This is a genomic window from Pseudactinotalea sp. Z1748 (assembly GCF_049725185.1).
In the GTDB taxonomy this organism is placed as follows: domain Bacteria; phylum Actinomycetota; class Actinomycetes; order Actinomycetales; family Beutenbergiaceae; genus CALKWS01.
Map to the genome: position 1 here is coordinate 66,356 of NZ_JBMPQB010000003.1, position 25,329 is coordinate 91,684.

21 protein-coding genes and 1 pseudogene are annotated in these 25,329 nt (G+C 66.9%); 3 read left to right on the plus strand and 19 right to left on the minus strand.

All coding sequences use genetic code 11. The features are described 5' to 3' along the window. Nucleotides 1–92: 92 nt before the first annotated feature. The 8 genes and pseudogenes from ACO0LU_RS07630 to ACO0LU_RS07665 all read right to left on the minus strand — a co-directional run bounded on the left by ACO0LU_RS07630 (nt 93) and on the right by ACO0LU_RS07665 (nt 9,697). Entirely contained in the window at nt 93–3,317 is a 3,225-nt protein-coding gene (locus tag ACO0LU_RS07630) for a beta-phosphoglucomutase family hydrolase (protein ID WP_424790808.1), read from the minus strand. Continuing rightward, complete coding sequence (locus ACO0LU_RS07635) at nt 3,314–4,342, minus strand: DMT family transporter (protein WP_424789320.1); 1,029 nt, start codon at nt 4,340–4,342, stop codon at nt 3,314–3,316. Before ACO0LU_RS07635 ends, ACO0LU_RS07630 begins: the two co-directional genes overlap by 4 nt. Before the next feature lie 11 nt (nt 4,343–4,353). Beyond that, nucleotides 4,354–4,503, minus strand: a complete 150-nt coding sequence (locus tag ACO0LU_RS07640) for a hypothetical protein (RefSeq protein ID WP_424789321.1) — start codon at nt 4,501–4,503, stop codon at nt 4,354–4,356. Between the two features lie 59 nt (nt 4,504–4,562). After that, a complete protein-coding gene (locus ACO0LU_RS07645) occupies nt 4,563–5,615 on the minus strand; it encodes a type II glyceraldehyde-3-phosphate dehydrogenase (protein WP_424789322.1) in 1,053 nt (350 codons plus the stop codon). A gap of 52 nt (nt 5,616–5,667) precedes the next feature. Beyond that, nucleotides 5,668–5,962, minus strand: a pseudogene (locus ACO0LU_RS07650) (DUF4193 domain-containing protein). Between the two features lie 15 nt (nt 5,963–5,977). Further along, complete coding sequence (locus ACO0LU_RS07655) at nt 5,978–6,256, minus strand: metal-sensitive transcriptional regulator (RefSeq protein ID WP_424789323.1); 279 nt, start codon at nt 6,254–6,256, stop codon at nt 5,978–5,980. Between the two features lie 64 nt (nt 6,257–6,320). After that, nucleotides 6,321–9,443, minus strand: a complete 3,123-nt coding sequence (locus tag ACO0LU_RS07660; protein WP_424789324.1) for a heavy metal translocating P-type ATPase — start codon at nt 9,441–9,443, stop codon at nt 6,321–6,323. 5 nt (nt 9,444–9,448) lie between these two features. After that, a complete protein-coding gene (locus tag ACO0LU_RS07665; protein WP_424789325.1) occupies nt 9,449–9,697 on the minus strand; it encodes a heavy-metal-associated domain-containing protein in 249 nt (82 codons plus the stop codon). A 388-nt stretch (nt 9,698–10,085) separates the two neighbouring features. Between ACO0LU_RS07665 and ACO0LU_RS07670 the strand changes: the two genes are divergently transcribed. Continuing rightward, entirely contained in the window at nt 10,086–10,892 is an 807-nt protein-coding gene (locus tag ACO0LU_RS07670) for a prolipoprotein diacylglyceryl transferase (protein ID WP_424789326.1), read from the plus strand. Between the two features lie 485 nt (nt 10,893–11,377). Here the strand turns inward: ACO0LU_RS07670 and ACO0LU_RS07675 are convergent, their stop codons facing one another. The 4 genes from ACO0LU_RS07675 to pflB form a co-directional block, all read right to left on the minus strand. Continuing rightward, nucleotides 11,378–12,091, minus strand: a complete 714-nt coding sequence (locus tag ACO0LU_RS07675; protein ID WP_424789327.1) for a response regulator — start codon at nt 12,089–12,091, stop codon at nt 11,378–11,380. Between the two features lie 125 nt (nt 12,092–12,216). Next, on the minus strand, nt 12,217–12,855 hold the full coding sequence (locus ACO0LU_RS07680; protein WP_424790809.1) for a M15 family metallopeptidase: 639 nt from the start codon (nt 12,853–12,855) through the stop codon (nt 12,217–12,219). A gap of 31 nt (nt 12,856–12,886) precedes the next feature. Next, complete coding sequence (gene pflA / locus ACO0LU_RS07685; protein WP_424789381.1) at nt 12,887–13,762, minus strand: pyruvate formate-lyase-activating protein; 876 nt, start codon at nt 13,760–13,762, stop codon at nt 12,887–12,889. Next, nucleotides 13,759–16,020 carry a formate C-acetyltransferase gene (pflB, locus tag ACO0LU_RS07690; protein ID WP_424790810.1) on the minus strand — a complete coding sequence of 754 codons (2,262 nt, stop codon included), beginning with the start codon at nt 16,018–16,020 and terminating at the stop codon, nt 13,759–13,761. Before pflB ends, pflA begins: the two co-directional genes overlap by 4 nt. 508 nt (nt 16,021–16,528) lie before the next feature. Between pflB and ACO0LU_RS07695 the strand changes: the two genes are divergently transcribed. Together ACO0LU_RS07695 and ACO0LU_RS07700 are read left to right on the plus strand one after the other, a co-directional pair. Further along, a complete protein-coding gene (locus ACO0LU_RS07695; RefSeq protein WP_424790811.1) occupies nt 16,529–16,867 on the plus strand; it encodes an ArsR/SmtB family transcription factor in 339 nt (112 codons plus the stop codon). Nucleotides 16,868–16,909: 42 nt separating this feature from the next. Beyond that, nucleotides 16,910–18,160: an MFS transporter gene (locus ACO0LU_RS07700; protein WP_424789192.1), complete on the plus strand. Its 1,251-nt coding sequence runs from the start codon at nt 16,910–16,912 to the stop codon at nt 18,158–18,160. A gap of 267 nt (nt 18,161–18,427) precedes the next feature. Here the strand turns inward: ACO0LU_RS07700 and ACO0LU_RS07705 are convergent, their stop codons facing one another. From ACO0LU_RS07705 to ACO0LU_RS07735, 7 genes are read right to left on the minus strand one after another with little or no spacing between them, the layout of a single operon-like run. After that, nucleotides 18,428–18,751, minus strand: coding sequence for a metal-sensitive transcriptional regulator (locus tag ACO0LU_RS07705; RefSeq protein WP_424789191.1), 324 nt, complete (start codon nt 18,749–18,751; stop codon nt 18,428–18,430). Then, nucleotides 18,748–21,036 (minus strand): heavy metal translocating P-type ATPase, encoded by a 2,289-nt coding sequence (locus tag ACO0LU_RS07710; RefSeq protein ID WP_424789190.1) that lies wholly within the window; start codon nt 21,034–21,036, stop codon nt 18,748–18,750. The genes ACO0LU_RS07705 and ACO0LU_RS07710 overlap by 4 nt, the downstream gene beginning before the upstream one ends. A gap of 52 nt (nt 21,037–21,088) precedes the next feature. Then, complete coding sequence (locus ACO0LU_RS07715) at nt 21,089–21,469, minus strand: DUF1541 domain-containing protein (protein ID WP_424789189.1); 381 nt, start codon at nt 21,467–21,469, stop codon at nt 21,089–21,091. 9 nt (nt 21,470–21,478) lie between these two features. Continuing rightward, entirely contained in the window at nt 21,479–21,745 is a 267-nt protein-coding gene (locus ACO0LU_RS07720) for a YHS domain-containing protein (RefSeq protein WP_424790812.1), read from the minus strand. A 37-nt stretch (nt 21,746–21,782) separates the two neighbouring features. Further along, on the minus strand, nt 21,783–24,113 hold the full coding sequence (locus tag ACO0LU_RS07725) for a heavy metal translocating P-type ATPase (protein WP_424789187.1): 2,331 nt from the start codon (nt 24,111–24,113) through the stop codon (nt 21,783–21,785). Next, complete coding sequence (locus ACO0LU_RS07730) at nt 24,103–25,086, minus strand: heavy-metal-associated domain-containing protein (protein WP_424790813.1); 984 nt, start codon at nt 25,084–25,086, stop codon at nt 24,103–24,105. Before ACO0LU_RS07730 ends, ACO0LU_RS07725 begins: the two co-directional genes overlap by 11 nt. A gap of 2 nt (nt 25,087–25,088) precedes the next feature. Next, the gene (locus tag ACO0LU_RS07735) at nt 25,089–25,301 is read right to left on the minus strand and encodes a heavy-metal-associated domain-containing protein (RefSeq protein WP_424789185.1); all 213 of its coding nucleotides are present in this window, start codon (nt 25,299–25,301) and stop codon (nt 25,089–25,091) included. Between the last annotated feature and the right edge of the window lie 28 nt (nt 25,302–25,329).

The window sequence follows — 25,329 nt, forward strand, 5'->3', positions numbered from 1 at the left end:
ATGAGTGATCGCGCGGCGGTGGCGCCACGTGGCTCGGTGTTGGTGTCGCTGGCGTTCGAGACTGTCCACACCCCGGCCAGACAACGCCAGAGTTATTCAGATAGGCCGGACAACCGAGTCACCGCGGCGCCCGGGATCCCAGAGAAGCGCTGGGTGGTGCCGGCTGGTAGGGCGCTTTCGTGCTCCCCGACTCGCAGTCGGATGTGTGGGTTGGCCGCGCACGGCTCGGCGGTGACGGTCAGGGTGTTCTCGTCGAGGATGATGTGGAGGCGTTGGCCGCGGTGCTGGATACGGAAGCGCATGGCGGGCAGTCCGGCCGGTAGTGCGGGGTCCAGGACAACGGTTGGGCCCTGGGTGTGAAGGCCCGCGAAGGACCGGATGAGGATGTCGATGGTGCCGGCCATGGCGCCCAGGTGGACGCCCTCTTGGGTGGTGCCGCCCTGGGTGTCGTCCAGGTCTGCAGCAAGGGCCTCACGGAAGGTGGCCCACCCGCGGGCAGGGTCTAGGCGGGCCAGGACCGAGGCGTGCACGACTCGGCTGAGGGTGGAGCCGTGCGCGGTGCGCGTGAGGTAGTAGTCCACGGTCCGGGCCAGTACCTGGCGGGTGGTGGGGTAGCCGAGGCGGTGAAGCATGTTCAATAGCCCGCCGGGTCCCAGGAGGTAGATGAGCATGAGGACGTCTGCCTGTTTGGCCAGCTTGTACCGGTTAGTCGCATCCCCTTCGGACTCCAAGATCAGGTCCAGGCGCCCGATGTTGCCGTAGGTGCGCCGATAGTGGTCCCAGTCCAACTCTGCGAGGTCTTCATAGCCGGCGAACTGGGCGATGAGCCCATCGGGCAGGAACGGCACGGCCAGGCGCCGGCTGAGGTGCTCCCAGGTGGTGGGCTCGTCTGGGGCGATGTCGAGGCGGGCGTGTAGGTCGTCGCACTCGTGGCCAGCCACGGTCTGGAGGACGTCCAGTGCCCGCTGGCATACCCACGCCGCCAGGACGTTGGTGTAGGCGTTGTCGGTCAGGCCTTCGCCGGGCGCGTCGGGGTAGCCGTCGTGATACTCATCGGGTCCCATCACACCCCTGATGTGGAAGCGGTCGGTGCTGGGGTCGTGCTTGGCCAGGGCGGCGAAGAGCCGTGCGACCTCGATGATCAGGTCCGCGCCGCGACGGGCGAGCCAGGTGAGGTCGCCGGTGGCCTGGTAGTACTCCCAGGCGTTGTAGGCGATAGCGAGGCCAACGTGGCGCTGGCGGTGGGAGTTGTCCGGCATCCACCGTCCGGAGCGGGTGTTGAACAGCATGACGGGGGTTTCCTCCCGCCCGTCGCTGCCGGACTGCCAGGGGAACATCGCACCGGGCAGTTCCGCCTGCGCTGCGGCGCGACGGGCGGCGTCTAGGCGACGCCACCGGTAGTCCAGCAGTCCGCGGCTGACCTGTGGCAGGTGTGTGGTGAGCACCGGCAGGATGAACAGTTCGTCCCAGAACACGTGCCCGCGGTAGCCCTCTCCGTGCAGGCCGCGGGCCGCCACGCCGGCGTCCAACTCGGCGGTGTGCGTGGACAGGGTCTGCAGTAGGTGGAAGACGTGCAGGTTGAGCACCAGCCGGGTCTGGGTGTCGGCCTCCAGTTCTATCCCGAAGCGGTCCCAAAGCCGCTCCCACGCCGCCACGTGTTCGTCGAGGAGCCCGTCGAACCCTCGCGGAGCGGCAGTCAACTCGCCCAGGGCCGCCAACCGGGGCGAGGCAATCGCCGGATCTTTGGACGTGTACACGGCGGCAACCTTGTCGATGGTGACCGGTTCACCGTCTGTGACCGGCACTTCGAGTACCAGGGAGTGCAGTTCGTTGTCGCGCTCGAAGTCTGCGTCCGGGATGCCCCCGTTGACGGTGGTACGGGCCGCCGTGGCGATGCGGACCTGGCTCTGGACGGTCTCCACCTCCACCAGAAGAGTGCCCGGCCCGGCCTTCTCGGTGCCGGTGGTGCGCAAATGACGGTCGGCCAACGCGGTGTACTCGGCGACGTTGCCGTTGCGGACACCAGCGTCGATGCCGGAGCGCACCTTCAGTATCCCGCTCCAACCGTCGGTGAGCACGGTCGTCTCCAGCGCCGTCAGGTGCGGCCGGGTCATAGAGACCAGGCGCCGCTGCCGCAGCCGCAGCCGTCGCCCGCCCGGGTCGGTGAGTACCGCGGTGCGGGTGAGCACACCGCGGCGCAAGTCCAGCTCACGTCTCTCCCCGGACACGGTGAGGCCGCCGGTGGACCACCACGACTGCTCGTCCTGTGCGCCGAGGTCGAGGACCAGCCAGTTGGGGGCGTTGACCAGATGCTCGTCCTCCATCTGGCGGCCATGGACCGAGGAGACGAGCCGGTTGTAGACACCGGCCAGGTAGGTGCCGGGATAGTGCACCCCGTCGGCGGCACGCTCCGGGGCCGCGCCCCGGGTGCCGAGATAGCCGTTACCCAAGGTGGTCAGTGCCTCGCGGTGGCCCTCGTGGGCGGGGTCGAAACCTTCGTAGACGAGCGTCCAGGGGTCGGCGCGTAACGCACCCAGATCGAGTTGGGCGACGTCCTCGACCACCAGGTGGGCCCCGGCGGCCTCCAACTCGGCCCGCTGCCCGGCCCGGGCTATGCCCGCGACCAGGCCGAACCCGCCGGCACGGGCCGCCTGGACACCGGCGACAGCGTCCTCCACAACGGCGACCTGGGCCGGGTTCACGCCCAGTTCAGCGGCTGCTGTGAGGAACATCGCCGGGTCGGGTTTGCCAGGCAGGCCCAACTCGGCAGCACGGTCCCCGTCCACGATCACGTCGAAGACCCCCGCCAGGTCTGCGGTCCCGAGCAGCGCGCTGGTGTTGCGACTGGCGGTGACCAGCGCCACCGGCACCCCACCGGCCCGCAGCCGGTCGAGCAGGTCCACGGTGCCGGTGAAAGCCTTGGTGCCGTGCTCGGTGAGCAGGTCCAGGTAGAACTCGTTCTTCCGGGTGGCCATCCCGTGCACCGTCCAGGACCCGCCCGGGTCCTGCGGTGTCCCTGCGGGCAGATCGATGCCACGGGCGGTGAGGAAGGCGCCCACACCGTCCTGGCGGGAGCGTCCGTCGACGTAGCGGCGGTAGTCACCCACCTCGTCGAACGGGGCGTGGGTGCCGGGTTCGCCGGCGCGTGGGTCGGTGAGCACCTCATCGAAGAGTTGTCGCCACGCCTGGGCGTGCAGTGTGGCGGTGTCGGTCACCACCCCGTCCAAGTCGAAGATCACCGCCTCCTGCGGGGGGACCGCCCCGGTGGGGGCCGGTGCCGCCGGTGACGGGCTCGGGTGGGTCGTCGGGTGCGTCACGTTTCTCCTTCGGTTGGTAAGTCCGGTGCGGTGGCCATCTGGCGGCTGTCGGATATGCCCGGGCGCGGGTCTGGGACGAAGCCCACTTCTGGCGGGCCGGTGGTCTGCGCGGGAGTCGTGGTGCGGCGTGGTGGCCGCAGGGTAATCCACATGGCTGCCAGCACGGCGAGGAGCCCGGCAGCGGTCCACCCGCCCGGGCGTTCGCCCAGCAGGACGGCGGCCAGGGCGATGCCGAGGACGGGGGTCAGGAAAGTCCAGGTGGTCAGGGTGTCCAGTCGGCTGCGGCGGGCCTCGCCGAACCACGCCACCGTGGTCGCCGCGGTGCCCACCAGCGCCAGGAACGCCAGCGACACAACAAAGCGGGGGGTCCAGTTGATCACCGGAGCACCCTCCACGGCCGCGGCGAGGCCGGCAAGGGCCACCCCACCGATGAGGAGGTGCCAGCCGGTGGCCGTGACCAGGTCCAGTCCGACCAGACGGCGGGAGAGTAGGGTGCCGGCGGTCACGGCCACTGCCGAGAGCAGCGACAGGGCGGCGCCGCTACCCCCGCCGCCGGGCAGCGCGACCAGGACGAGCCCGGCGAAGCCGACGACCAGGGCGGACGTGGTCCGGGGGGAGAGTTTCTCCCCGTAGAGCCACCAGGCGGGCAGGAGGATCATCAGCGGCTGGGCGTTGGCCAGCACCGCGGCGGTGCCGGTCGCACCACCGGCAACCCCGGCGAACATGGTTGAGAAGGCGAGCGTGACGTTGACCAGCCCGAGGACCGTGATCAGCCCCCAGGCACGTGCGCTGCGGGGGGTCGGACGGCGCTGGATGGCTCCCAGGGCCACCAGTGCGGCGCCGGCGACCAGGGCACGCAGTGCGGCGTACCACAGCAGCGGGGCGTCGCGCAGGCCCCACTCGATCACCACGAAGCACGCCCCCCAGGCTGCGGTGATCCACAGCATCCGCAACGGCCGCGGCCGCTGCGGCACCGCTTCGGCTACCGAAGCGGCCGAAGCGGTGGTGCCAGAATGTACTTCCACGTCGACCCCGGTCAGCGGGTGCCGGCCGGCACCGGTGCGGTGGGCTTCGGCTCCCGGACGGCGCGCTGGGGTGCGTCCGGGGCTTGTTGGGCGGGCAGCCGGAGCCGTTTGAGCAGCAGAGCATTGATCGTGACGATGACCGTGGAACCAGTGGTGGTCATGATCGCCTCCTTCTCGGCCACACGGCCGTGATGTGCTGGGCGCCGAGCACCGGCTGGTGTCAGTCGGTCACGGGGACAGGGCTGGGGAGGAACTCGCGGCGCATCCCGAGGACTTCATCGGTCAGTGCGATCGACGTTGCACCGTCGGTGGCGGTCTGTGTCAGGGCCCGGATCGCGTCTATGGTCTCGGGGGTGACGATGGCCTCGTTGTTGACCTGGTAGGTCAGGTAGGCCTCGTCGCCCTCGACGGTCAGGACGTCCTCCCAGACTGCAACCTCCCACATATCACCGCGGGGCCGGCCTAGGTCGCCCATGAGTTCGACGGTGGTATTCAAGGCGGTTAGGCCGTCGGCCATGCGGATGAACGCGATCCTGGGTGCGCCCCGCAGGACGTCCAGGACTTCCTCCCGGCTGGCCGGGCGGGTCAACTGCAGCGTCCAGAAGTGGTTGTGAGTCTGGGTGTGGGCCGCCTTGGCGGCCATGGTGACCACGTCCAACTTCGGCAGGACTGTGCGGGCGTCGGGACCCTGGTGGGAGGGGATGGAGCCCTCGGGGACCACGGTGTTCATGATGCCGCGCTGGTGGGACTGGCTGGGGTCGGTGGACCGCCTGATCAGCACCCCACGCGCACGGGCGAGCAGGCCCGCATCCTGCAGCGCGCCGAGCACGCGCACGATACTGGTGGTGTTGCAGGAGACCACCCGGGTGGCCTGCAGGCCTAGTGCTGTGTCGTAGTTTGCCTGGGCGACGAAGGAGTGCCCGGTGGTGGCGTGGGACTCCCCGCCTTGGAACACGGCCTTGACCCCGGCAGCGCGGTAGACCTCGGCGTTGGTGGCGGCGACCTTCTTGGGAGTGGTGTCCACCACGACATCGACCTGGGCCAGCAGTTCATCCAGGGTGCCGGCCATCGGCACCCCGGCCTGGGCCATGGCTGCACCGGCCTGTTCGGTGGCGGCAAAGACGGGGATGCCCCGCTCGGTCGCGGTACGCACTCGCCAGTCGGTGGCCACGTCCGCCACCCCCACCAGGTCCATGTCGGGCATGGCCCGCACCGCGTCGGCCACTCGTTTACCGATCACGCCGTAACCGTTGATGGCTACCTGAACGTTCATCTCAACTCTCCTTCGTTTCGTTCTTGTCATCATGCCTTCGATGGCCCCGCGGTCAGGACGCGCATTCGGCGCACACCGGCAGGCCAGCGTCGTGGTGGGCCAGTTGGCTGTGGTGGTGGACGAGGAAGCACCGGGTGCAGAGGAACTCGTCCTTCTGTGGGGGCACCACCGCCACGGCCAGCTCCTCACCTGACAGGTCCGCGCCGGGCAACTCATACTGCTCGGTTAACTCGGGCCTCGTCGGCCTCCTCCTGGTGCGCCGGCGCTGCCCGGGTCAGCGCGGTCAGGGGCATCGTGTCGGGCCCATCCTCCTCGCGGGGGCGTGGGGCGTCATAGTCGATGGCCACGAACTTCCCCCTCCCTCAACTGCGGACCAGGCGGGCGATGGCATCGGAGGCCTCCTTGAGCCTGGCTTCCTGCTGGAGTTCGTCAACTTGTGCGGCGTCAAGCAGGCAGTGGGCCATGTGCCCCTCAAGCAGCACCAATGCCACGCTCTGCAGCGCCCGGGAAGCGGCCGAAACCTGAGTGAGGATGTCGATGCAGTACTTGTCGTCCTCGACCATGCGGGCGATGCCGCGGACCTGGCCTTCGATCCGGCGCAGCCGGAGCAGCAGGGCCCGTGTGTGCTGGTCGGTGGTCATCGTGATCGCCTCCCGGGATCTTCGTGGGCACCGGCGTGATGCCGGCGCCCGCGGGGTGTGTGGGTTAGGGAGCCAGCGAGGTGGCGTATCTGGCCGGGTCTGCCCGGAATGTCTGCGCGCAGTGGATGGAGCAGAAGTAGTAGGTGTTGTCCTCGTGCTCGGCGCTGTCGGCGGCGGATGCTGGGTCGATGCTCATCGCGCACACCGGGTCGGTGACCTGTGCAGAGTTGTTGGACATGGTGTTCTGCGTTCCTTGTTCGTCGTCGAGCCCAACCTCCACCACCGGGTCGGAGGCGGGGATGTTGGTGACCTCGGGGACAGTCGAAGGGGTGAAAGCGCGCAGGCGGTTGGCGTTGGCCACCACGGACAGGGAGGACAGTGCCATCGCGGCCGCAGCGATCATCGGGCTGAGCATCAGGCCCAGGGCGGGGTAGAGCACCCCAGCGGCGATCGGTATCCCCATCGCGTTATACATCCACGCGAAGACCAGGTTCTGCCGGATGTTACGCATCGTGGCCCGAGATAGGTCCACCGCGGTGACCACTCCGGACAGTGCCCCGGAGATCAAGGTGATGTCGGAGGACTCGATCGCCACGTCGGTGCCGGTGCCGATCGCCGAGCCGACGTCAGCTTGAGCCAGGGCCGGGGCGTCGTTGATGCCGTCACCGACCATGCCTACCACCCGGCCCTCGCCCTGCAGGCGCGTGACCTCGGCGGCCTTATGCTCGGGCATGACCTCGGCCACCACCCGGGTGATACCAACCTGGCGGGCAATGGCCGCAGCCGTGGCACGGTTGTCCCCGGTCATCATCACCACGTCGAGGCCGCGCTTCTGCAAGGCGGCGATGGCGTCCACCGACCCGTCCTTGAGCGTGTCGGCCACGCCGAGCACCCCAGCGAAACGCCCGTCGACGACGGCGAACATCGGGGTCTTGCCGTCCGCGGCCAAACGGTCCGCGGCGTCAGTCTGCGGTTGCACCCCGACACTGCCCAGCAGGCGCCGGTTACCAACGAGGACCTCCCGGCCCTCGACCAAGGCACGCACGCCCTGCCCGGTGACCGAGTCGAACGAGGCCACCTCGGGAAGCCGCACGCCGCGGTCCTGGGCGCCGGCGACGATGGCGCTGGCCAGCGGGTGCTCGGAGGAGCGTTCCACCGCCGCGACCAGGGTGAGCAACTCGATGTCGGTGAAGCCCTCGCCGGGCAGCACGTCGGTCAGGGCCGGGGCGCCCTTGGTGATCGTGCCGGTCTTGTCCAGCACCACCGTGTCGAGTCTGTGCGCAGTCTCCAAGGCCTCGGCCGACCGGATGAGGATGCCGGCGGTAGCGCCCTTGCCGGTGCCCACGGTGATGGACAGCGGTGTGGCCAGCCCCAGCGCGCAGGGGCAGGCGATGATGAGCACGGAGACCGCGGCGACCAGGGCGAAGATGATTGCCGGTGAGGGGCCCACGAGAGTCCAGACCACGAACGCCCAGATCGCGATGAGGATCACCGCGGGCACGAAGTAGCTGGAGACCTTGTCCACCAGGCGCTGGATCGGGGCCTTGGACCCCTGCGCCTGGCGCACCAGGTTGATGATCTGGGCCAGCATCGTGTCCGCACCGACCTTGGTAGCGGCGTACCGGAAAGAACCGGTCTGGTTGATGGTGGCGCCGATGACCTCATCACCGGAGGACTTCGTCACCGGGATCGGCTCCCCAGTGACCATCGACTCATCCACCGTGGAGGTGCCCTCCACAACCTGTCCGTCCACCGGCAGTTTCTCCCCGGGACGGACCACGACCACGTCACCGGCCACGACCTCATCGATAGGGATCTCCAGTTCCTGCCCACTGCGTACCACCCGAGCGGTGCGCGGCTGTAGACCGATCAGAGTCCGGATCGCTTCCCCGGTGCCGGCCTTGGCCTTGGTCTCCAATAACCGGCCCAGCAAGATCAGGGTGATGATGACCCCGACCGCCTCGTAATAGACCTCCCGGGTCTCCACGGGCAGCAGCCCCGGGGCGAACGTGACCACCAGGCTGTAGCCGTAGGCGGCGATCGTGCCGAGGGTGATCAGGGAGTTCATCTCCGCGGTGCGGTGGGACAGGGCTAGCCACCCGGTCTTGTGGATGGGCCAGCCGGTGTAGAACATCACCGGGGTGATCAGTGCCAACTGCACCCAATTGTTCATCAAGAAGTCCGGGACCCACGCTGCGGCGAAGAACTCCACCGCCATCACCGCCAGCACGACCGGCAGGCTCAACACGGCCCCCAGCAGCACCCGCCGGCGCAGGTCGGTGATCTCTGCGGCTCTCTCCTGCTCCTCAGCGTCCTCCTCCGGTGCTACCGGCGGTGAAACCGCCACCGGGGCCGGGGATTCGGCACCGGTGGAACCGGTGCCGGTGCCGGTGTCTGTGCCGGGTGGGTCACCGATCTCGAGGGCACCGTGCAGCATCCCCATCCCGCAGGTGAACTCATACCGCCCTTCGGCAAGGGCGGGAACGTTCAGGACAGTGCTGCCAAAGCCGGGGACGGCGACGTCCACGTCGAGTGCCGGGATGGTGAATCGCTCAGAGCACGCCCCGCTCTCCTGCCTGACCAGGACCAACTGTGCCGGCACACCGGGGGCCAGTCGAAGGACCTGCGGGTGGTAGCCGCCACGGATCCTGACCTCGGCGACCTGCACACCATCCACCAGCTCCCCGTGCCCGACCTCGCCGCTCGGTGCGCCGTGGTGGTCCTGGATGCGCGGGGCCACCCCGCCGTGGTCATGTCCGGGCCGTTCGGCCACCGCAACTGCCGCGCGCCCGTCGGCGGACTCGTGGCCCGGCTCGCCCACGACCCGCACCCTGCCCTGGAGCATGTTCATCCCGCAGGCGAAGCCGTACTCCCCGGTGGAGGTGGGGGTGAACTCCACCGCGGTGACAGTGTTGGCCGGCAGGCCCTGGTTGATTTTGAACTCGGGGAACATCACCCGGGAGGAGCAGTCCCCGCCTTCTTGCCGGTCGAACAGCAACCGCACCGGCATCCCGGCCTGGACCTCGATGAGGTCGGGGCTATAGCCGCCCCTGACCGTTACCGTCACTTCCTGCACGCCGCCGGCGACTTCGGCGCGGCGCGACTGCTTCGGGCCGAAGAAGTACCACACCAGCAACGCGGTCAACACAACACCGCCGACTATCACTGACCAATCGAGCACACTCATGACGATCACACCTCCGTAGATGCTGCTGACTCGGCAGCCGGGGCGGACAGGGAGAACCCGGTGTCCTCGACCGCGGCACGAACGGCCTGCGGCGGGAGGGCGGGGCTGGCGGTGAGCGCCAGACGCGACTCACCATCTCTGACCAGATCGAGCGCGACGGTCCTCACACCGGGCAAGTTGCGCACCCGCTCCAGCAGCCGCGCCAGGCACACCTCGCACGTCAGCCCCCACACTCGATACACCTTCGTCTTCACAGTCCCACACCTCCTATACCCCTGCTGGGTATGCGTACCAGATAACCACCCGAATGTGTCCATACCGCCGAAGGGACGATGAAGAAACCATGAAGACGTGGTGGCGGTTGCTGCACGGCTTGAAGGAACGGGGGAGCGGTGCCTCCGGGCCACGGCCAGACCCCCATTCGAGAATTCAGAGCGAAGAACCTTCGAAGAAGCGACCGCCGCCCCGCGGTGGGAGGCGCCGAAGGGCTCGAGGGCCTGGTGGGCGCAGTCGCGCGGCAACTCGCCCGTGACTACTCAAAGCGGGCGTTCAGTGTCTTCAGCGAACCTTCATCCAACGGCGCAAGTCTTCTTCGTGAACGTCGGTCATCGTGGTGTGAAAGACACCGCCGGCGGAGCGGTGATGCGTGACACGAGAAGTGGGGAGAGCATGCGTCCGGAATTGTTCACGATCCTCGGGATCGATGTTCAAAGTTACGGAGTGAGCAAGGCGGCCGCTGCCCTGGTGGCTGCGTGGTTGCTTGGGCGGGCCTTCGAACGTCAGGGTCTGAAGAAGGAATCCGCCCACGCGCTGGTGCTGTGGGCGACGCTCTGGGGGTTCGTCGGCGCGAAGATCTACTACCTGCTCGAACAGTATCCCGCCATCACCGTGCACGACCTGGGCGGGATGGGCTTCACCTGGTACGGCGGCCTGGTGGGGGGCGTCATTGCGGCACTAGTCGTCATTCGGCGCCATCAGTTACCGGTAGACACCGTCGCCGGGGCGGTCGCCATACCCTTGACGGTGGCGTACGGCATCGGCCGGCTGGGCTGCTTCGTCAGTGGTGATGGAACCTACGGGCGTCCCACCGATCTGCCGTGGGGGATGGCCTTCCCCTCCGGCGTGGTCGCCACAGATGTGCCTGTCCACCCCACCCCGCTGTATGAGGCGATCCTGGCAGCGGTTGCCGCCGCCGTCCTGGTGGTGCTTGTCCGGCGGTGGGCGCCATTGGCAGTCTTTGGGGCGTATCTGGGCCTGTCGGGCCTGTCACGTTTCCTGGTGGAGTTCCTGCGGACCAACGACCCGGTCATCCTTGGCCTGACCCAGCCCCAGTTGTGGGCGCTGGTCAGCATCGCCGTCGGCATCGTCCTGATTGTTCGCAGCGGCACTCATCAGCGGTCTGCAGACCACGTGGTCCCCGAGCCGGGCGTGTCTCAACCCGTCAGGTGACCGGACCGGGAAAGGCAGGAGGACCCGTCATGGATATCGGCGTTTGGATACCGCTTCTCACGATCTGCCTGGTCTTCATGGCCCTTGGCATGTGGGCCATCAGAGCTCTCTTTCCCGGCGCCGAGGCACGCGACGAGACTCGATCGGCTCCCGAGTTGCCCGATCAGGATCGCCAAGGAGAGCACGCCGTCAGGTTGAGCGGTGCTGCGGCCGGTTCGAGGCGTCCAGGGACAGTTCGACGGTGAAGACAGCGCTGTGTTCTGGGCCTGCGCTGTCCACGGTCACGGTGCCGCCGTGGGCTCGGACGATGGAGTGAATGATGGCGAGCCCGATGCCTGCCCCTCATGGGCGCGGTCGCAAGCCGCGTCGGCGCGGTCGAGGCGCTCGAAGAGATGCGGTAGTGCGGCAGCGATCCGGCTGCCACCGACAGCCGCAGGGTGGCCAGGAGCCGGGCGCCGAGCCCCACCGACCGCGCGGTGCGGGGATCACTCCCCGCGGCCCATCCGGTAGCCCACGCCCCGCACCGTCCTGATGAACTTCGGCGCCGAGGCGCTATCCCCGAGTTTGCGCCGCAGTTGCGCGATGTGGACATCGACCAAGCGCTCATCACCCACCCACCCCGGTCCCCACACTGTCTCGATGAGTTGACGGCGCGAGAAGGCCATGTCCGGGCGCTGTGCCAGCGCCGCGAGGACGTCGAACTCAGTGCGGGTCAGCCCCACGGGCTCCCCCTCGATGTATACCTCCCGGCTCAGGACATCGATGCTCAGCGGGCCGAAGGACACGCCCGCCCCGCGCGGCCCGGTGTCCTGGCGTGGGCGACGCAGCATGGCCCGCACCCGGGCGACCAACTCACGCGGGCTGAAGGGTTTGGTGACGTAGTCATCGGCGCCCACCGACAGCCCGATGAGTTTGTCTACCTCCTCCACCCGGGCGGTGAGCATGATGATGTAACAGTCGGAGAAGGTGCGTACCGCGCGGCAAACCTCGACACCATCTGTTCCCGGCAGGCCGAGGTCGAGCACGATCACGCCGGGATGCCACTGGCGAGCCCGCTGGATTGCGTCGCTGCCGTCACCAGTGACCTGGACCTCAAAACCGTGCTGTTCCAGGTAGTTCCCGACCAGTCGTGCCAGCGGTGGCTCATCGTCCACGACAAGTACTCGGGGCAGGTTCACCTCAGAAGGTTCAGAATTCATGTCCCTCATTCTCGCGGTCGGCGCAGGTATTGGTCCCAGGCTCGCGGGCAGTCATCCACAAGCGTTACCGGCGCGTGCAACACCCAGAGTGTGGGCTGAAATCGGCGGGTACCGGATCTCCGTATTTAGGAGGGTTGGAATGCCCAGTGCCAGGGCTCGCGCGGGGTGTCCTCGACGAATCCGAACTGTGCGGCGTTTGTGCGCATCCATGCTTGCGCCGGTGCGTTCAGGTCGAGGTCCACGGCCATTCCCCAGCCGTGTTGGCTGGTGCCCGGCCTGGCGCCCAGGCCGCCCTCGGAGTACAGGCCCTTGCGTCGAACGACGTCGACCTGCACATCGTACGGGCGGTAGGAGTCGGTGACGCCGATGCTCACGCCGTCGGCCGCAGCCGCCGTCAGCAGTTTCTCGAACGACTGGGCGGCGGGTGCCCACAGTCTGTGGCCGGTGTTGCCTACCGGTTCCAGAGCCTCACGAGGGATGCGGCCGTTTCCGTACGCGGCAAGATCGACCGGCACACCGTCGGCGTTGACCTGGAACCCAGACGGTCCGAAGTTGGAAGGTGCGGCAATCGCAGCCGGGGCAGTGTCAGCGACGGCGTTGGCGAGGACGCCGGCGAACGATGTGACAGAACCTGCGGATGGCTGCACGCGCGGAACCGAGACCGAGCCGAGGGTCGCCTCGATCTGCGCCACGCGATGAGAGATGGCGAGGATCCGGTCCACCGTCCTCCGTTCGTTGTCTCCTTTCGTCCTATCGGCCTGCATCGACCAATCGTGAGGGAAACCGGCTGACTACTCAGTACGTGGTCAGGCCGTGGGCCCGGAACTGCTCGCGCGTCCGTTCGGTCAGTTCTGGCGACGGCGGCTCGGTGTCCGCGAGTGTGTAATCCAGGCCCAGGGCGGTCCACTTGTCCCGGCCCATCTGGTGGAACGGCAATACCTCGACCCGGCTCACGGTGTCCCATCGGGCCGCGTGGCCGGCCACGTTATCCACGTTCTGGGCAGCATCGGTCAGCCCGGGCACCAGCACGAAACGCACCCAGATCTCCACCCCGGCGCCGGCCAGCCGATCGCCGAACTCAAGCGTGGGCGCCAGTGACGCGCGGGTCACCCGCTCATAGGTCTGTTCATCACCGGACTTCACATCCAGCAGCACCAGGTCGACATCGCCCAGCATCGCCTCCGTGCAGGCCGCGCCGAGGTACCCGGAGGTGTCGATCGCGGTATGAACGCCCATCTGCTTGGCCCCGGCCAGGATGCGGGCCGCGAACGCCGACTGCATCAGCACCTCACCGCCGGAGAGGGTCAGCCCACCGCCCGTGGCAGCGAAAACCTTGCGGTACCGGCGCACCAGGGCGAGTACGTCGTCGGCCATCACCGCGTGCCCGTCCTCCATCCGCAGCGTGTCGGGGTTGTGACAGAACTGGCAGCGCAGCGGGCACCCGGCGAGGAACACCACCAGCCGTGTGCCCGGCCCGTCAACGGCGGTGGACAACTCCCAGGAGTGCACCGAGCCCAACTCGCCACTGCGCATGGCCGCGAAGCGCTCACCTTGGTCCAGTGCCGCCTCGGGCAGTCCGGCCAGGCCGGCGCCGGCCAGCCGCTGCCGGGGGGCCATGAAGCCCTCATCGCCCGGCGCGGCCGCCCCGCACGCACCATTCAGGGCCGTCATGAGGAGGTGTGGAAGGTACGGGACAGCACGTCGAGTTGCTGCTCACGGGTGAGTTTGACGAAGTTCACCGCATAGCCCGAGACCCGGACCGTCAGGTTCGGGTAGTTCTCCGGGTTCTGCATCGCATCGGTCAGGGTGTCCTTGTTCAGCACGTTGATGTTCGCGTGGAACAACCCTGAGCCGAACCCGGCGTCCAGCACCCCGGTCAGGTTCGCCACCTGCTCGTCCTTGGTCTGCCCCAACCCGGAAGGGGTGATCGTGTTGGTCAGGGAGATCCCATCCAGCGCGTCGCCGTAGGGGAGTTTGGCCACCGACAGCATCGAGGCGACCATGCCATGGGTGTCCCGGCCGTTGCCGGGGTTAGCGCCGGGGGAGAACGGAGTTCCAGCCTGGTGCCCACACGGGAAAGACCCGGTGGCCTTGCCGTAGACCACGTTGGAGGTGATCGTCAGCACCGATTGGGTGGGCACCGCGTTGCGGTAGCGGGGCAACCCACGGATCTTGTTCATCACCGTGGTAACCACCAGCCGGGCGATGTCATCGGCCCGGTCGTCGTCGTTGCCGTAGCGGGGGAAGTCCCCTTCAGTGCGGTAGTCGGTGATCAGCCCGGCCTCATTGCGCACCGGGGTGACCTGGGCGTACCTGATCGCCGCGAGGCTGTCCGCCACGATCGACAACCCGGCGATCCCGCAACCCAGGGTGCGCACGATCTGGCTGTCATGCAGGGCCATCTCGATCGCCTCGTAGGCGTACTTGTCGTGGCTGTAGTGGATGATGTTCAGTGCCTCGACGTAGGTTTCAGCCACCCAGTTGAGCATGGCGTCGAACTTCGCCCAGACCTCCTCGTAGTCCAGTGGTCCGGTCCCGGCCACCGGTTCGAAGCCGGGCACCACCTGCTGACCGGACCTCTCGTCACGGCCGCCGTTCAGCGCGTACAGCAACGTCTTGCCGATATTCATTCGGGCCCCGAAGAACTGCATCTGCTTGCCGATGCGCATCGCCGAGACACAGCACGCGATCGCCGCGTCGTCACCGAAATGCTCTCGCACGTGGTCATCGCAGATGTACTGCAGCGAGGATGTCTCCACGCTGATCGCTGCGGCGAAGTCCTTGTAGGCCGACGGCAGCGACTCGTCCCACAGCACCGTGATGTTCGGCTCCGGTGCCGGGCCCAGGTTGCGCAACGTTTGCAGCAGCCGGAAGGAGGTGCGGGTGACCATGGTCCGCGTGTCCTCACCCAGCCCGCCGTCGGTCCAAGTGGCCCAGTAGGGGTCTCCGGAGAAGACCTGATCGTAGGCTTTCGTGCGCAGGAACCGTACGATCCGCAACTTGATCACCAGGGCATCGATGAGTTCCTGGGCCTGGCTCTCGGTCAGCACCCCTTCGGCGAGGTCACGTTCGATGTAGATGTCGAAGAACCCGGAGAGCCGACCGAAACTCATCGCGGCACCGTCCTGGGACTTGATCGCCCCCAGGTAGGCCAGGTACGTCCACTGCACCGCCTCCCGGGCATCGGCCGCCGGGCGGGTCAGATCGAACCCGTACTGGGTGCCCAGCGTGATCAGTTTACGGAGGGCCTTGATCTGCTCGGCGTGCTCCTCTCGGGACCGGGCCCACTCCTCGGAGAATCCATCTCCGGCCCGATCCGCTAGCGCCTGGGTCTTCTGCGCGATCAGCGCATCGACGCCGTACAGGGCCACCCGCCGGTAATCACCGATGATCCGGCCGCGCCCGTAGGCGTCCGGCAGCCCGGTGATCAGGTGCGCCGAACGCGCCGAGCGGATCCGTGGGGTGTACATGTCGAACACCGCGTCGTTGTGGGTCTTGCGGTACTTGGTGAAGATCTCCTTGATCCGCTCATCAACCTCGCCGCCGGCCTCACCGATCGCGGTCTCCACCATCCGCCAGCCGCCGGCCGGCATCATCGCGCGCTTCAGTGGGACATCGGTCTGCAGCCCGACGATGACGTCATCGTCGGCGCTGATGTACCCGGGAGCGAACGCGTCGATGTCTGCAGGGGTGGTGGTGTCCACCGCATAGACCCGCCGCTCTCGCTCCACGGACAGGTAGTCGCGCTCCAGGGTCTCCCATAGGTCACTGGTCTTGGTGGTGGGACCGGCCAGGAACTCCGGCCCGTCGTGGTACGGCTGGTAGTTGCGTGCGATGAAGTCGCGCACGTTGATCGTCCGTGTCCACGGCCCCTCGGCGAACCCACGCCACGCGGGCTGGAGATCGGGCTGGACGTCGAAGGTCGTCATGGTGTCACATCCCAAAGTGGTCGTATGCCTCCAGGCTACGGGCAACGGAGAGCAAAGGCCTGGGACTAACGGCCCGCGACAACCGCGCCCGACGCAAACAGCCGATGGGGCACGAAATTCCCCACGGGGTACGGCTTGTGTGCCAGCGACCCGTTCTCCGTGCAGTCTGCGAAGCCGAGCACCCGCGTCGTTGTAACTAGAAGGTTCGTCTTCGGTGGATTCATACGGGTGGCATAAGTTGGATCGCGCCCGGGTAGCACACCGTTGCGTGGGACAAGCCCCGTTGCCTGATTCCTTTACATCGCTGGAGAAAACACGCCGGACGCTCCGGAGATTGGTTTCGATCGCCGCCGAATTCACGGTAGAACCCCGATGTCAGCGTGTTGCCAGGTTTTCGTCCGAGGGGGAGAGTTATGGAACGTGGTACGAAGGGATCCCCCGTCCGCGGACAGTGCCACACGGCGCGTGTTAGTGTCTGCGTATGAATGCAGGCACTAAGTCTTGCGGGATGGACCCGTCATCGGAGTACGTCGACCTGGCGGCTGAGGTGCTGGGCATCCTGTCCGACCCGACGAGAATCAGGATCGTGCTCGCGCTGCGGCAGGCTGAGGAGCTCCCGGTGAACGCGCTGGCCGAACTGGTGGGTAAGAAGCCGTCCGGGGTCTCCCAGCACCTCGCCAGGCTGCGGATGGCGCGGATGGTCACGACCCGTCAGGAGGGCACGAGCGTGCTCTACCGCCTCACCGATGAGCATGCCGTGGCACTGGTGGTCGAGGCGATCAAGCAGGCCGAGCACGCCGTGGCGAACGGACAGATCCCGCCGCACCATCACCCGCCCCCGCAGTAGGGCTGTCGCATTGTTCATTCTCGACCTGTTAGGCCCGACCTCATGATCGCCGTCCTGCGGAACCCGACCTACGCGAAGTTGTTCAGCGCGCAGGTCATCGCACTGCTCGGCACGGGCCTGCTCACCGTTGCGCTCGGGCTGCTCGCCTTCGACATCGCCGGCGGTGACGCCGGGATCGTGATGGGGGTAGCAATGACGATCAAGATGGTCGCCTACGTCGCCGTCTCGCCCATCGCTACGGCACTGACCGCGCGTCTGCCCCGCAAAGCACTGCTCATCGGGGCCGACCTGATCCGGGCCGCGGTCGCCGTATCTCTTCCGTTCGTGACGGAGGCCTGGCAGATCTACATCCTGATCTTTCTGCTCCAGTCGGCGTCGGCGACGTTCACTCCAGCGTTTCAGGCCGTCATCCCCTCGGTGCTGCCCGATGAGGGGGAGTACACTCGCGCGCTTTCGCTGTCACGGCTGGCCTACGACCTGGAATCACTCGTGAGTCCGATGCTCGCCGCCCTCCTGCTCACAGTCATCAGTTACCACAACCTCTTCGTCGGAACCGTGCTCGGGTTCCTCGCCTCGGCGGCCCTGGTGATCGCCTCCCGCTTCCCGCACATCGAAGCACCGCCACCCTCGCCGTTCTTCGAGCGCCTCACCCGGGGTGCGCGCGCCTTCTGGGCCAGCGGCGAACTGCGGGGCCTGATGGGGCTAAACCTCGTCGTCGCGACCACCACCGCGATGGTGATTGTCAACACCGTCGTCCTCGTCCAGGGCGATCTGGGCCGCTCCCAAGCCGATGTCGCCCTGATGCTCGGCGCTTACGGCGGGGGTTCGATGCTTGTCGCCCTCGGGATGCCCAAACTCCTCGACACCCTGCCTGACCAACGGGTCATGCTCACTGGCGGTATCGCCCTGCCGCTCATTCTGCTCACCGGGGCGGGGGTGATCGCGTGGATGGACGGCACTGCGCAGTGGCTCGCGCTACTGACGGTGTGGGTACTGCTCGGGGCCGCGACCTCGGCCATCCTCACCCCCTCCGCGCGGCTGCTGCGCCGCAATAGCACCGAGCAGACCCGGCCCGCGGTGTTCGCCGCGCAGTTCTCTTTATCCCACGCCTGCTTCCTTATCACCTACCCCCTGGCAGGCATCCTTGGCGCGAGCATCGGCATGCCCGCGATCGCCCTCGTTCTGGGCGTCATAGGCGTTCTCGGAACCGTCTTGGCTGTCGTGGCGTGGGTACGCGCATCGCGCCCCGCGAATCGGGTCTCCAAGCAGCACGACTCGGTCGGGCTTGGATGAACTGAGGCTGGCTTGGTCACGATCGACCTGAGTAGGGTTACGGCTCGCCCACGCCTGTGTCAGGTGCACCGGGATGGGGTCAACAACGCGCCCTGGCGCGGATCGTGATCTCGAGGGCCCAATGCGTTGGAACTGCCGTGATGCTGGATTCGCAGCCGTTTCGAGACGCTCGTGGTGCCGCGCTGAAGAGTTCAGTCGCCAACGCGTTGGTGAGGAGTCCAGTGAGGGTGCTGAGAACTGTGCGGGTGGTGCCCACGAGCCCTCCTTCTAGGACTTGACGAGTCGGGAAATCGCTTGCGAGGCCTCTTTGATCTTCTCTTCGGCCTCGGTTCCGCCGGCCTTGGCCGCACCGACGACGCAGTGCTTGAGGTGGTCTTCCAGCAAGCCGAGCGCCACGTTTTCCAGGGCGGAGGTTGCGGCGCTGACCTGGGTCAGGATGTCGATGCAGTAGATCTCTTCGTCGACCATTCGGTGGATGCCGCGGACTTGCCCTTCGATGCGCTTGAGACGGGCGAGGTAGCGGTGCTTGTCGCTGATGTAGCCGTGACCAGGTTCTTCTCGGGACTGCGGTGAGGTTGCTGTGGTAGTCATCTCTGCTCCTGATGAGTCTTTGCACTGGTGTTGGTGGCCGATCGTTCGGCCGGGGCCTGGTCGAGGAACTTGGCGGTGCTGACAGCCGGCTCCAGGTCCAAGCGGCGTAGCAGTTGGGCATTGAGCGCCACCACGACGGTGGACGCAGACATCAAGATGGCACCGACGCTCATCGGCAGCACGAACCCGATCGGTGCGAGTACACCAGCGGCCAGGGGGACTGCGGCGAGGTTGTAGCCCGCAGCCCACCACAGGTTCTGCTTCATCTTGCGATAACTGGCTCGGGACAGGTCGATCACTGAAAGCACAGAACGGGGATCGGAGGAGGCCAGGATCACCCCTGCGGACCCGATCGCCACATCGGTCCCGGCACCGATCGCGATGCCCACGTCTGCTTGAGCCAGTGCAGGGGCATCATTGACACCGTCCCCGACCATCGCCACCTTACGGCCCTCGCTCTGCAGTTCCTCGACCTTCGCTGCCTTGTCTTCCGGTCGCACACCTGCAAAGACCCGGTCGATGCCTAGTTCAGCGGCCACCGTATCGGCAACCGCCTGGGCGTCCCCGGTGATCATCACCACCTGAGCACCTGCAGCGTGCAGCGCATCGACAGCATCACGGGACTCCGGGCGGATCTCATCATCAAGGCGCAGTGCCCCGATGATTTCCCCGTCGGCTATCACGTGCAGGATGATGGCACCCTCGGCTCGCCAGTCCTCTACGACAGCCAGTTCGCTCAGGCTGTGCTGGTCCAGCAAGTACGGGCCTCCCACCTCGATGGCAGCGCCCTCGACGGTGGCCTTAACTCCGACTGCCGGAGAGGAGGAGAAGTCCTGGGCACTGGCAAGGTGCAGGTCGCGGTCGCGTGCGGCGCCCACGATCGCCTTGGCCAAGGGATGCTCACTTGCGTACTCTGCGGCCGCTGCCAGTGCCAGCACCTCATCTGCACTGCGCTGCCCGACCGGTTCGACGCCGGAGACCGTGGGCTCTCCCTTGGTCAGGGTCCCGGTCTTGTCGAACAGAACGGAATCCACTGTCCGCATCGACTCAAGCGCGAGCCGGTCCTTCACCAGCACCCCACCGCGTGCGGCACGCTCGGTGGCGATCGAGACCACCAGCGGAATCGCCAGACCCAGAGCGTGCGGGCAGGCGATCACCAGCACGGTGATGGTCCGGACCACCGCAGCATCCGGCACGCCCAGCAAAGACCACACGATCGCAGTGATCAGGCCCGCACCGAGGGCGAACCAGAAAAGCCAACCCGCGGCCGTATCGGCGATGCGCTGCGCCCGCGAAGAGGAGGACTGGGCATCGGAAACCAGTTTCTGGATCCCTGCCAGGGTGGTGTCATCGCCAATGGCGGTGACCTCTACCTGCAGGCCGGAATCGGTAGCGACGGTGCCGGCAATCACCTGGTCACCGTTATCACGACGCACCGCCTTGGACTCACCGGTGATCATCGACTCGTCCATACTGGCCGAACCGTCCACGATCCTGCCATCAGCCGGCACCGACGATCCGGGCCGCACGATCACCACATCGCCGAGCACCAAGTCGCCCGGTGCCACCTTGACGATGTCATCACCCTGAAGCTTCTCGGCCTCATCGGGCAGCAGCGCAGCCAAGGAATCCAGCGCCGAGGTGGTCTGGGCCAGCGACCGCATCTCGATCCAGTGGCCCAACAGCATGATGACCACCAGCAGCGCCAGTTCCCACCAGAAGTTCAGTTCGTGGTCCAGAAGGCCAAGGCTTGCACCTAAGGAGGCAATGAACGCCACCGTGATGGCTAACCCGATCAACAACATCATCCCAGGCTGGCGGGCGCGGATCTCTGAGACCGCGCCGGTCAGGAACGGCTGACCACCCCAGACATAGATGATCGTGCCCAGCACCGGGGAGACCCACCACACCCACGCGGCATCGGGCAGCTGGTAGCCGAGCAAGTCGGCGAACATGTGGTTGAAGCCCACGACCGGCACCGCCAGCAGGAGCATGATCCAGAACAGCCGCCGGAACTGCCCGACATGGTCACCGTGATCGCCGTGGCCGTGCCCCGCGTGCCCGCCATGTGCTTCATGACCAGCGTGGTGCTCACCTTCGTGCCCGTGACCTTCGTGGCCCTCGTGGTCGTGACCGCCGTGGTGTTCATGCCCGGTATGCCCATCGTGGGTATTCTCGTGCTGGTGGTGAGCCTCATGCTGGTGGTCGTGACCGGGATTGGCCCGGTGGTTGTGGTGATCGGGCTGCCCCTCGTGCTGGGCGTGCGCATTGTGCTGGTTGCTCATACCGGTCTCATTCCTCCTCTTCGATGCACGGCTGGCACCTCATCACAGAGCGCTACTGGCTCTGTGCGGGGCCCGCTCGGGCATCGGGGTCGATCTCGCTCTCGACGGCCCATTTGTGGTTGGTCCTCGTCATTCCGTCAGCTTCATGGTTGACGACGTAGCCGGTCTCCTCGGTTGATGATGCGATCGTGGCCGTCACTCCCTCCACGCCTTCCATGTGGTCAGCCGTCCACCTCACTTCGCTGCCCACCGGGTATTCGGGGTCGGCGGGCTCGGTCATGCCCTCGGGCACCGGCCCGCCGTCTGCCAGGTGGTCCATATCCTCGTGAGGGTCGGTGTCCTCATCACCGTGATCACCGCCGTGGTCCGGTGTTCTTCGAATACCGAGGAATCGGGGCCGATCTGTCACCTCGGCAAGCCCGGAATCGCTCATACTGATTGTTCAAGCCGCGTTCGCGTACCGGTCGGGATCGGCGTCGAATAGCGGCCCGCAGGCGTCACAGCACAACCAATACCGCTGGCCCTGGTAGTCGCGGTAGAGCCCTGCCTCTTCGGCTTGTGACTTGATCACCGGGGTCCCGGGCATCACTAGACATTCGGTAACATCGTCACCCTGCGCTGCGGCGAGGTCTTCGGTCTTGGGCGCGTGTCCGCTGCAGCCGCCAGAAGTATCCCCGTGGTTGTGGGCGTGGTGGTCGTGTGCAGTCATCTTCTGTGTTCCCTTCTCTGGTGTCGACGACGATGCGTCAGGTGTTCACCGGCTCGCGTGCCGGTGCGGTTTCGGAGGCGTCCGGGGTGGTGTGCTGGTCGGCTTTGGCCTTGAACCTGCGCAGCCGTAGGCTGTTGGTGACCACGGACACGCTGGAGAAGGCCATGGCCGCGCCGGCGAGCATCGGGTTGAGCAGTCCGAAGGCGGCGATCGGGATCGCGGTGGTGTTGTACCCGAAGGCCCAGAACAGGTTCTGCTTGATCGTGCGTAGCGTCCTGCGTGCCAGGCGGATCGCATCCGCGGCAGCTCGCAGGTCTCCGCGCACGAGGGTGATGTCGGCGGCTTCGATCGCGACGTCAGTCCCGGTGCCCATCGCCAGACCGAGGTCAGCCTGCGCCAGAGCCGGGGCGTCGTTCACCCCGTCACCGACCATCGCCACGACCTTGCCCTCGTCCTGCAAGCGGGCGACGACGTCGACCTTGTCCTTGGGCAACACCTCGGCGATGACCTGGTCGATGCCGACCTCGGAGGCGACCTGCTCGGCCACGGTCTGGTTGTCCCCGGTCAGCAGCACCGGAGTCAAACCCAACTCCTTGAACTGAGAGATGGCCTCAGCGCTGGTGGGCTTGATCTGGTCGGAGACGACCAGCACACCCCGGGCGGCACCGTCCCAGCCGACGGCGATCGCGGTCTTGCCCTCGGCCTCTGCGGCCTGCTTGGCGGCCTTGAGGTGCTCGTCGAGGTACATCGACCAGTCATTCAGCAGCGTCTCGCGGCCGGCGAGCACCGCGTGACCATCGACCACGCCCTGGACACCCTTGCCCTCGATGTTCTCGAAGGACTCCGGGGTTGGCAGTTCGCCCACCTGCGCGGTGGCTCCGGCGGCGATGGCCCGGGCGATGGGATGCTCGGAGTAGTCCTCCAGGCCGCCGGCGATACGCAGCAGGTCCTCGCGGTCCACCCCGTCGGCGGTGATCGTCTCGGTCAGGGTCATCTTGCCGGTGGTGACGGTGCCGGTCTTGTCCAGCACGATGGTGTCGACCTTTCGGGTGGACTCCAGCACCTCCGGGCCCTTGATGAGCACGCCCATCTGCGCGCCACGCCCGGTGCCGACCAGCAGCGCGGTCGGTGTCGCCAGGCCCAGGGCGCAGGGGCAGGCGATGATCAGCACCGCGACCGTGGCGGTGAAGGCGGCGCTGACCGGGAACCCGGCCCCGAGCCAGGCACCCAGGGCGGCGATCGCGACCGCAATGGCCACGGGCACGAATACCGACGAGACCCGGTCGGCCAGCCGTTGGATCTCGGCCTTGCCGGACTGGGCGTCCTCGACCATCTTGGCCATCTGCGCCAACTGAGTGTCCGAACCCACCCGGGTGGCCTTGACCACGAGGCGGCCACCAGCATTGACCGTGGCCCCTGTCACCGGGTCACCCACTGTGACCTCCACCGGCACGGACTCGCCGGTCAGCATCGAAGCATCAATTGCGGAGTTACCCGAGGTGATCACCCCGTCGGTGGCGATCTTCTCACCGGGACGGACCACGAACTCGTCGCCTTCGGAGAGCTCATCGATAGAGACCCGCTCCTCCTGCCCGTTTCGCAGGATGGAGACTTCTTTCGCCCCGAGTTCCATCAGGGCACGCAGGGCTGCCCCAGCTTGACGCTTGGAGCGCTTCTCGAAATAGCGGCCCAGTAGGATGAAGGTGATCACCCCGGCCCCGACCTCCAGGTAGATGTGCCCGAGGCCATCGGAGCGGGAGATCGTGAATTCGAAGGGGTGCACCACGCCTGGCTGCCCGGCGGTGCCGAAGAACAGGGCGATGATCGACCAGATCAACGCGGCGGTCGTGCCCACCGAGATCAGGGTGTCCATGGTGGCCGCCCCGTGCTTAAGGTTGGCCCAGGCGGCCTTGTGGAAGGGCCAGCCCGCCCACACCACCACCGGTGTGGCCAGGACCAGGGAGGCGAAGCCCCAGTAGTCGAACTGCAACGCCGGGATCATCGCCATCGCGATGACCGGCACCGACAGGACCGCCGCGCCGATCAGGCGCTGCTTGAGCACCCTGATCTCAGCATCCTCGGACGACTCGCTCTCATCACCAGAGGCGCTGGAGTTGTCCTTGGCAGAGGGTGGGAGTTCGGCGGTGTAGCCGGTCTTCTCCACCTCGGCGATCAGCAACTGGGGGTCATAGCCGGCAGGAGCGGTGACGGTTGCCTTCTCGGTCGCGTAGTTCACGCTCGCATGGACCCCGTCGAGTTTGTTGAGTTTCTTCTCGACTCGGTTCGCGCACGAGGCGCAGGTCATGCCACCGATCTTCAACTCAACGCCGGTGAGATTCACTTCGGTGCTGGTGTGCTCAGTGGTCATGGTCGGCTCCTTCCTCGCCGGTGTCCGAGTCGCCGCTGTCGGTGTTATTGCCAGTGGTATCGCCGGTGGTGGTGTCGATCACCAGGGCGGCGGTGTCGACTTGCCCGTCGACCTGGAAGTCCAGGTACAGCAGGTACCGGCCCGCGGTGGGCGCGGTGGCCTCGAAGACGATCTCCGGACCCGATGTCTCACCGGCCTCGGGAGCATCCCCGTGCGGGTGGACATGCAGGTAGGCCAGATCCCCATCACGCAGGGCCACCAGGTGCCCGAAGGCACCCAGGTAGGGCTCCAGTTCAGTGACGGGTTCACCTTCGCGGGTGATCGTCATGGTCAGGTCGGAGGCCCTCCCGGCAACAAGGTCGCCCTCGACGGCCACATCGAAACCGTCCACCGCGGCCTCGGTGACCGGGTGATCGGCCGGTGCCGGGTCGTAGTCACCGGCAACCTGCACCGCGGTCGACAGGGTCATGCCCTCGCCGGTCTGGGCCGGTACGAAGTCGGCGAAGATCCGGTAGGTGCCGGCGGCGGCCCATTCCCAAGGGATCGACCAGGTGCCGGCTTCGTCACGTTTGGGGTGCACGTGGCGGAAATGCTGCCCGTCAGCGCGGACGACGATCAGGTGCATCTCTTGCTCGTGCTCGAGTTCGAAGTCGGTCACTGGCTGTCCGTCGGGTCCGGTCAGCGCGAAGGTCAGTTCGTCCTCGGTGCCGGTATGGTCGGGTGTGCCCACCTCCGTGAGTTGGTAGCCGTCCTGGGCTAGGCCGAGGCCAAGAGAGGCTGCGTCAGCCCCATGAGCTTCGTGCCCGCCGCTGTTCATCTCATCGTCTCCTTGTCCATGATGGTCTTCTGGTGTCTCTTCGACCCAGGCCTGCACGGTGTCCTCGGGGATGACGGCGTTCGCCGTGAATCCAGCCACGGCGAACACGACCACGAGGACCAGCCCGTACAGGCCCAGCCGTGCAGGGGCCTTCATGCTCAGTTTCTGACGGCGGTGTAGCCGGCCTCGTCAACGGCGGCGATCACCGCGGCATCTTCGACGGGCTGCTCGGCGGTCACCGCCAGACGCCCGGTTTGGGCACTGACCTCGATCCCGGTCACCCCGGCGATCTCGGAAACCTCGGCGCCGATCGCGGTCTCGCAGTGCCCGCAACTCATCCCGGTCACCTGGTACTCGGTCGTGGTTGCCATAGTATGTAACTCCTTCATCTGTGTACGG

What these genes read in the sequence shown, in the direction of transcription:
- ACO0LU_RS07705 (WP_424789191.1), bottom strand. Translation starts at nt 18,751, where the DNA reads ATGACTACCACAGCAACCTCACCGCAGTCCCGAGAAGAACCTGGTCAC.
- ACO0LU_RS07680 (WP_424790809.1), bottom strand. Translation starts at nt 12,855, where the DNA reads ATGCAGGCCGATAGGACGAAAGGAGACAACGAACGGAGGACGGTGGAC.
- ACO0LU_RS07640 (WP_424789321.1), bottom strand. Translation starts at nt 4,503, where the DNA reads ATGACCACCACTGGTTCCACGGTCATCGTCACGATCAATGCTCTGCTG.
- ACO0LU_RS07725 (WP_424789187.1), bottom strand. Translation starts at nt 24,113, where the DNA reads ATGACCACTGAGCACACCAGCACCGAAGTGAATCTCACCGGCGTTGAG.
- ACO0LU_RS07730 (WP_424790813.1), bottom strand. Translation starts at nt 25,086, where the DNA reads ATGAAGGCCCCTGCACGGCTGGGCCTGTACGGGCTGGTCCTCGTGGTC.
- ACO0LU_RS07645 (WP_424789322.1), bottom strand. Translation starts at nt 5,615, where the DNA reads ATGAACGTTCAGGTAGCCATCAACGGTTACGGCGTGATCGGTAAACGA.
- ACO0LU_RS07655 (WP_424789323.1), bottom strand. Translation starts at nt 6,256, where the DNA reads ATGACCACCGACCAGCACACACGGGCCCTGCTGCTCCGGCTGCGCCGG.
- ACO0LU_RS07715 (WP_424789189.1), bottom strand. Translation starts at nt 21,469, where the DNA reads ATGAGCGATTCCGGGCTTGCCGAGGTGACAGATCGGCCCCGATTCCTC.
- ACO0LU_RS07720 (WP_424790812.1), bottom strand. Translation starts at nt 21,745, where the DNA reads ATGACTGCACACGACCACCACGCCCACAACCACGGGGATACTTCTGGC.
- ACO0LU_RS07710 (WP_424789190.1), bottom strand. Translation starts at nt 21,036, where the DNA reads ATGAGCAACCAGCACAATGCGCACGCCCAGCACGAGGGGCAGCCCGAT.
- ACO0LU_RS07695 (WP_424790811.1), top strand. Translation starts at nt 16,529, where the DNA reads ATGGACCCGTCATCGGAGTACGTCGACCTGGCGGCTGAGGTGCTGGGC.
- ACO0LU_RS07735 (WP_424789185.1), bottom strand. Translation starts at nt 25,301, where the DNA reads ATGGCAACCACGACCGAGTACCAGGTGACCGGGATGAGTTGCGGGCAC.
- ACO0LU_RS07675 (WP_424789327.1), bottom strand. Translation starts at nt 12,091, where the DNA reads ATGAATTCTGAACCTTCTGAGGTGAACCTGCCCCGAGTACTTGTCGTG.
- ACO0LU_RS07700 (WP_424789192.1), top strand. Translation starts at nt 16,910, where the DNA reads ATGATCGCCGTCCTGCGGAACCCGACCTACGCGAAGTTGTTCAGCGCG.
- ACO0LU_RS07670 (WP_424789326.1), top strand. Translation starts at nt 10,086, where the DNA reads ATGCGTGACACGAGAAGTGGGGAGAGCATGCGTCCGGAATTGTTCACG.
- pflB (WP_424790810.1), bottom strand. Translation starts at nt 16,020, where the DNA reads ATGACGACCTTCGACGTCCAGCCCGATCTCCAGCCCGCGTGGCGTGGG.
- pflA (WP_424789381.1), bottom strand. Translation starts at nt 13,762, where the DNA reads ATGACGGCCCTGAATGGTGCGTGCGGGGCGGCCGCGCCGGGCGATGAG.
- ACO0LU_RS07660 (WP_424789324.1), bottom strand. Translation starts at nt 9,443, where the DNA reads ATGAGTGTGCTCGATTGGTCAGTGATAGTCGGCGGTGTTGTGTTGACC.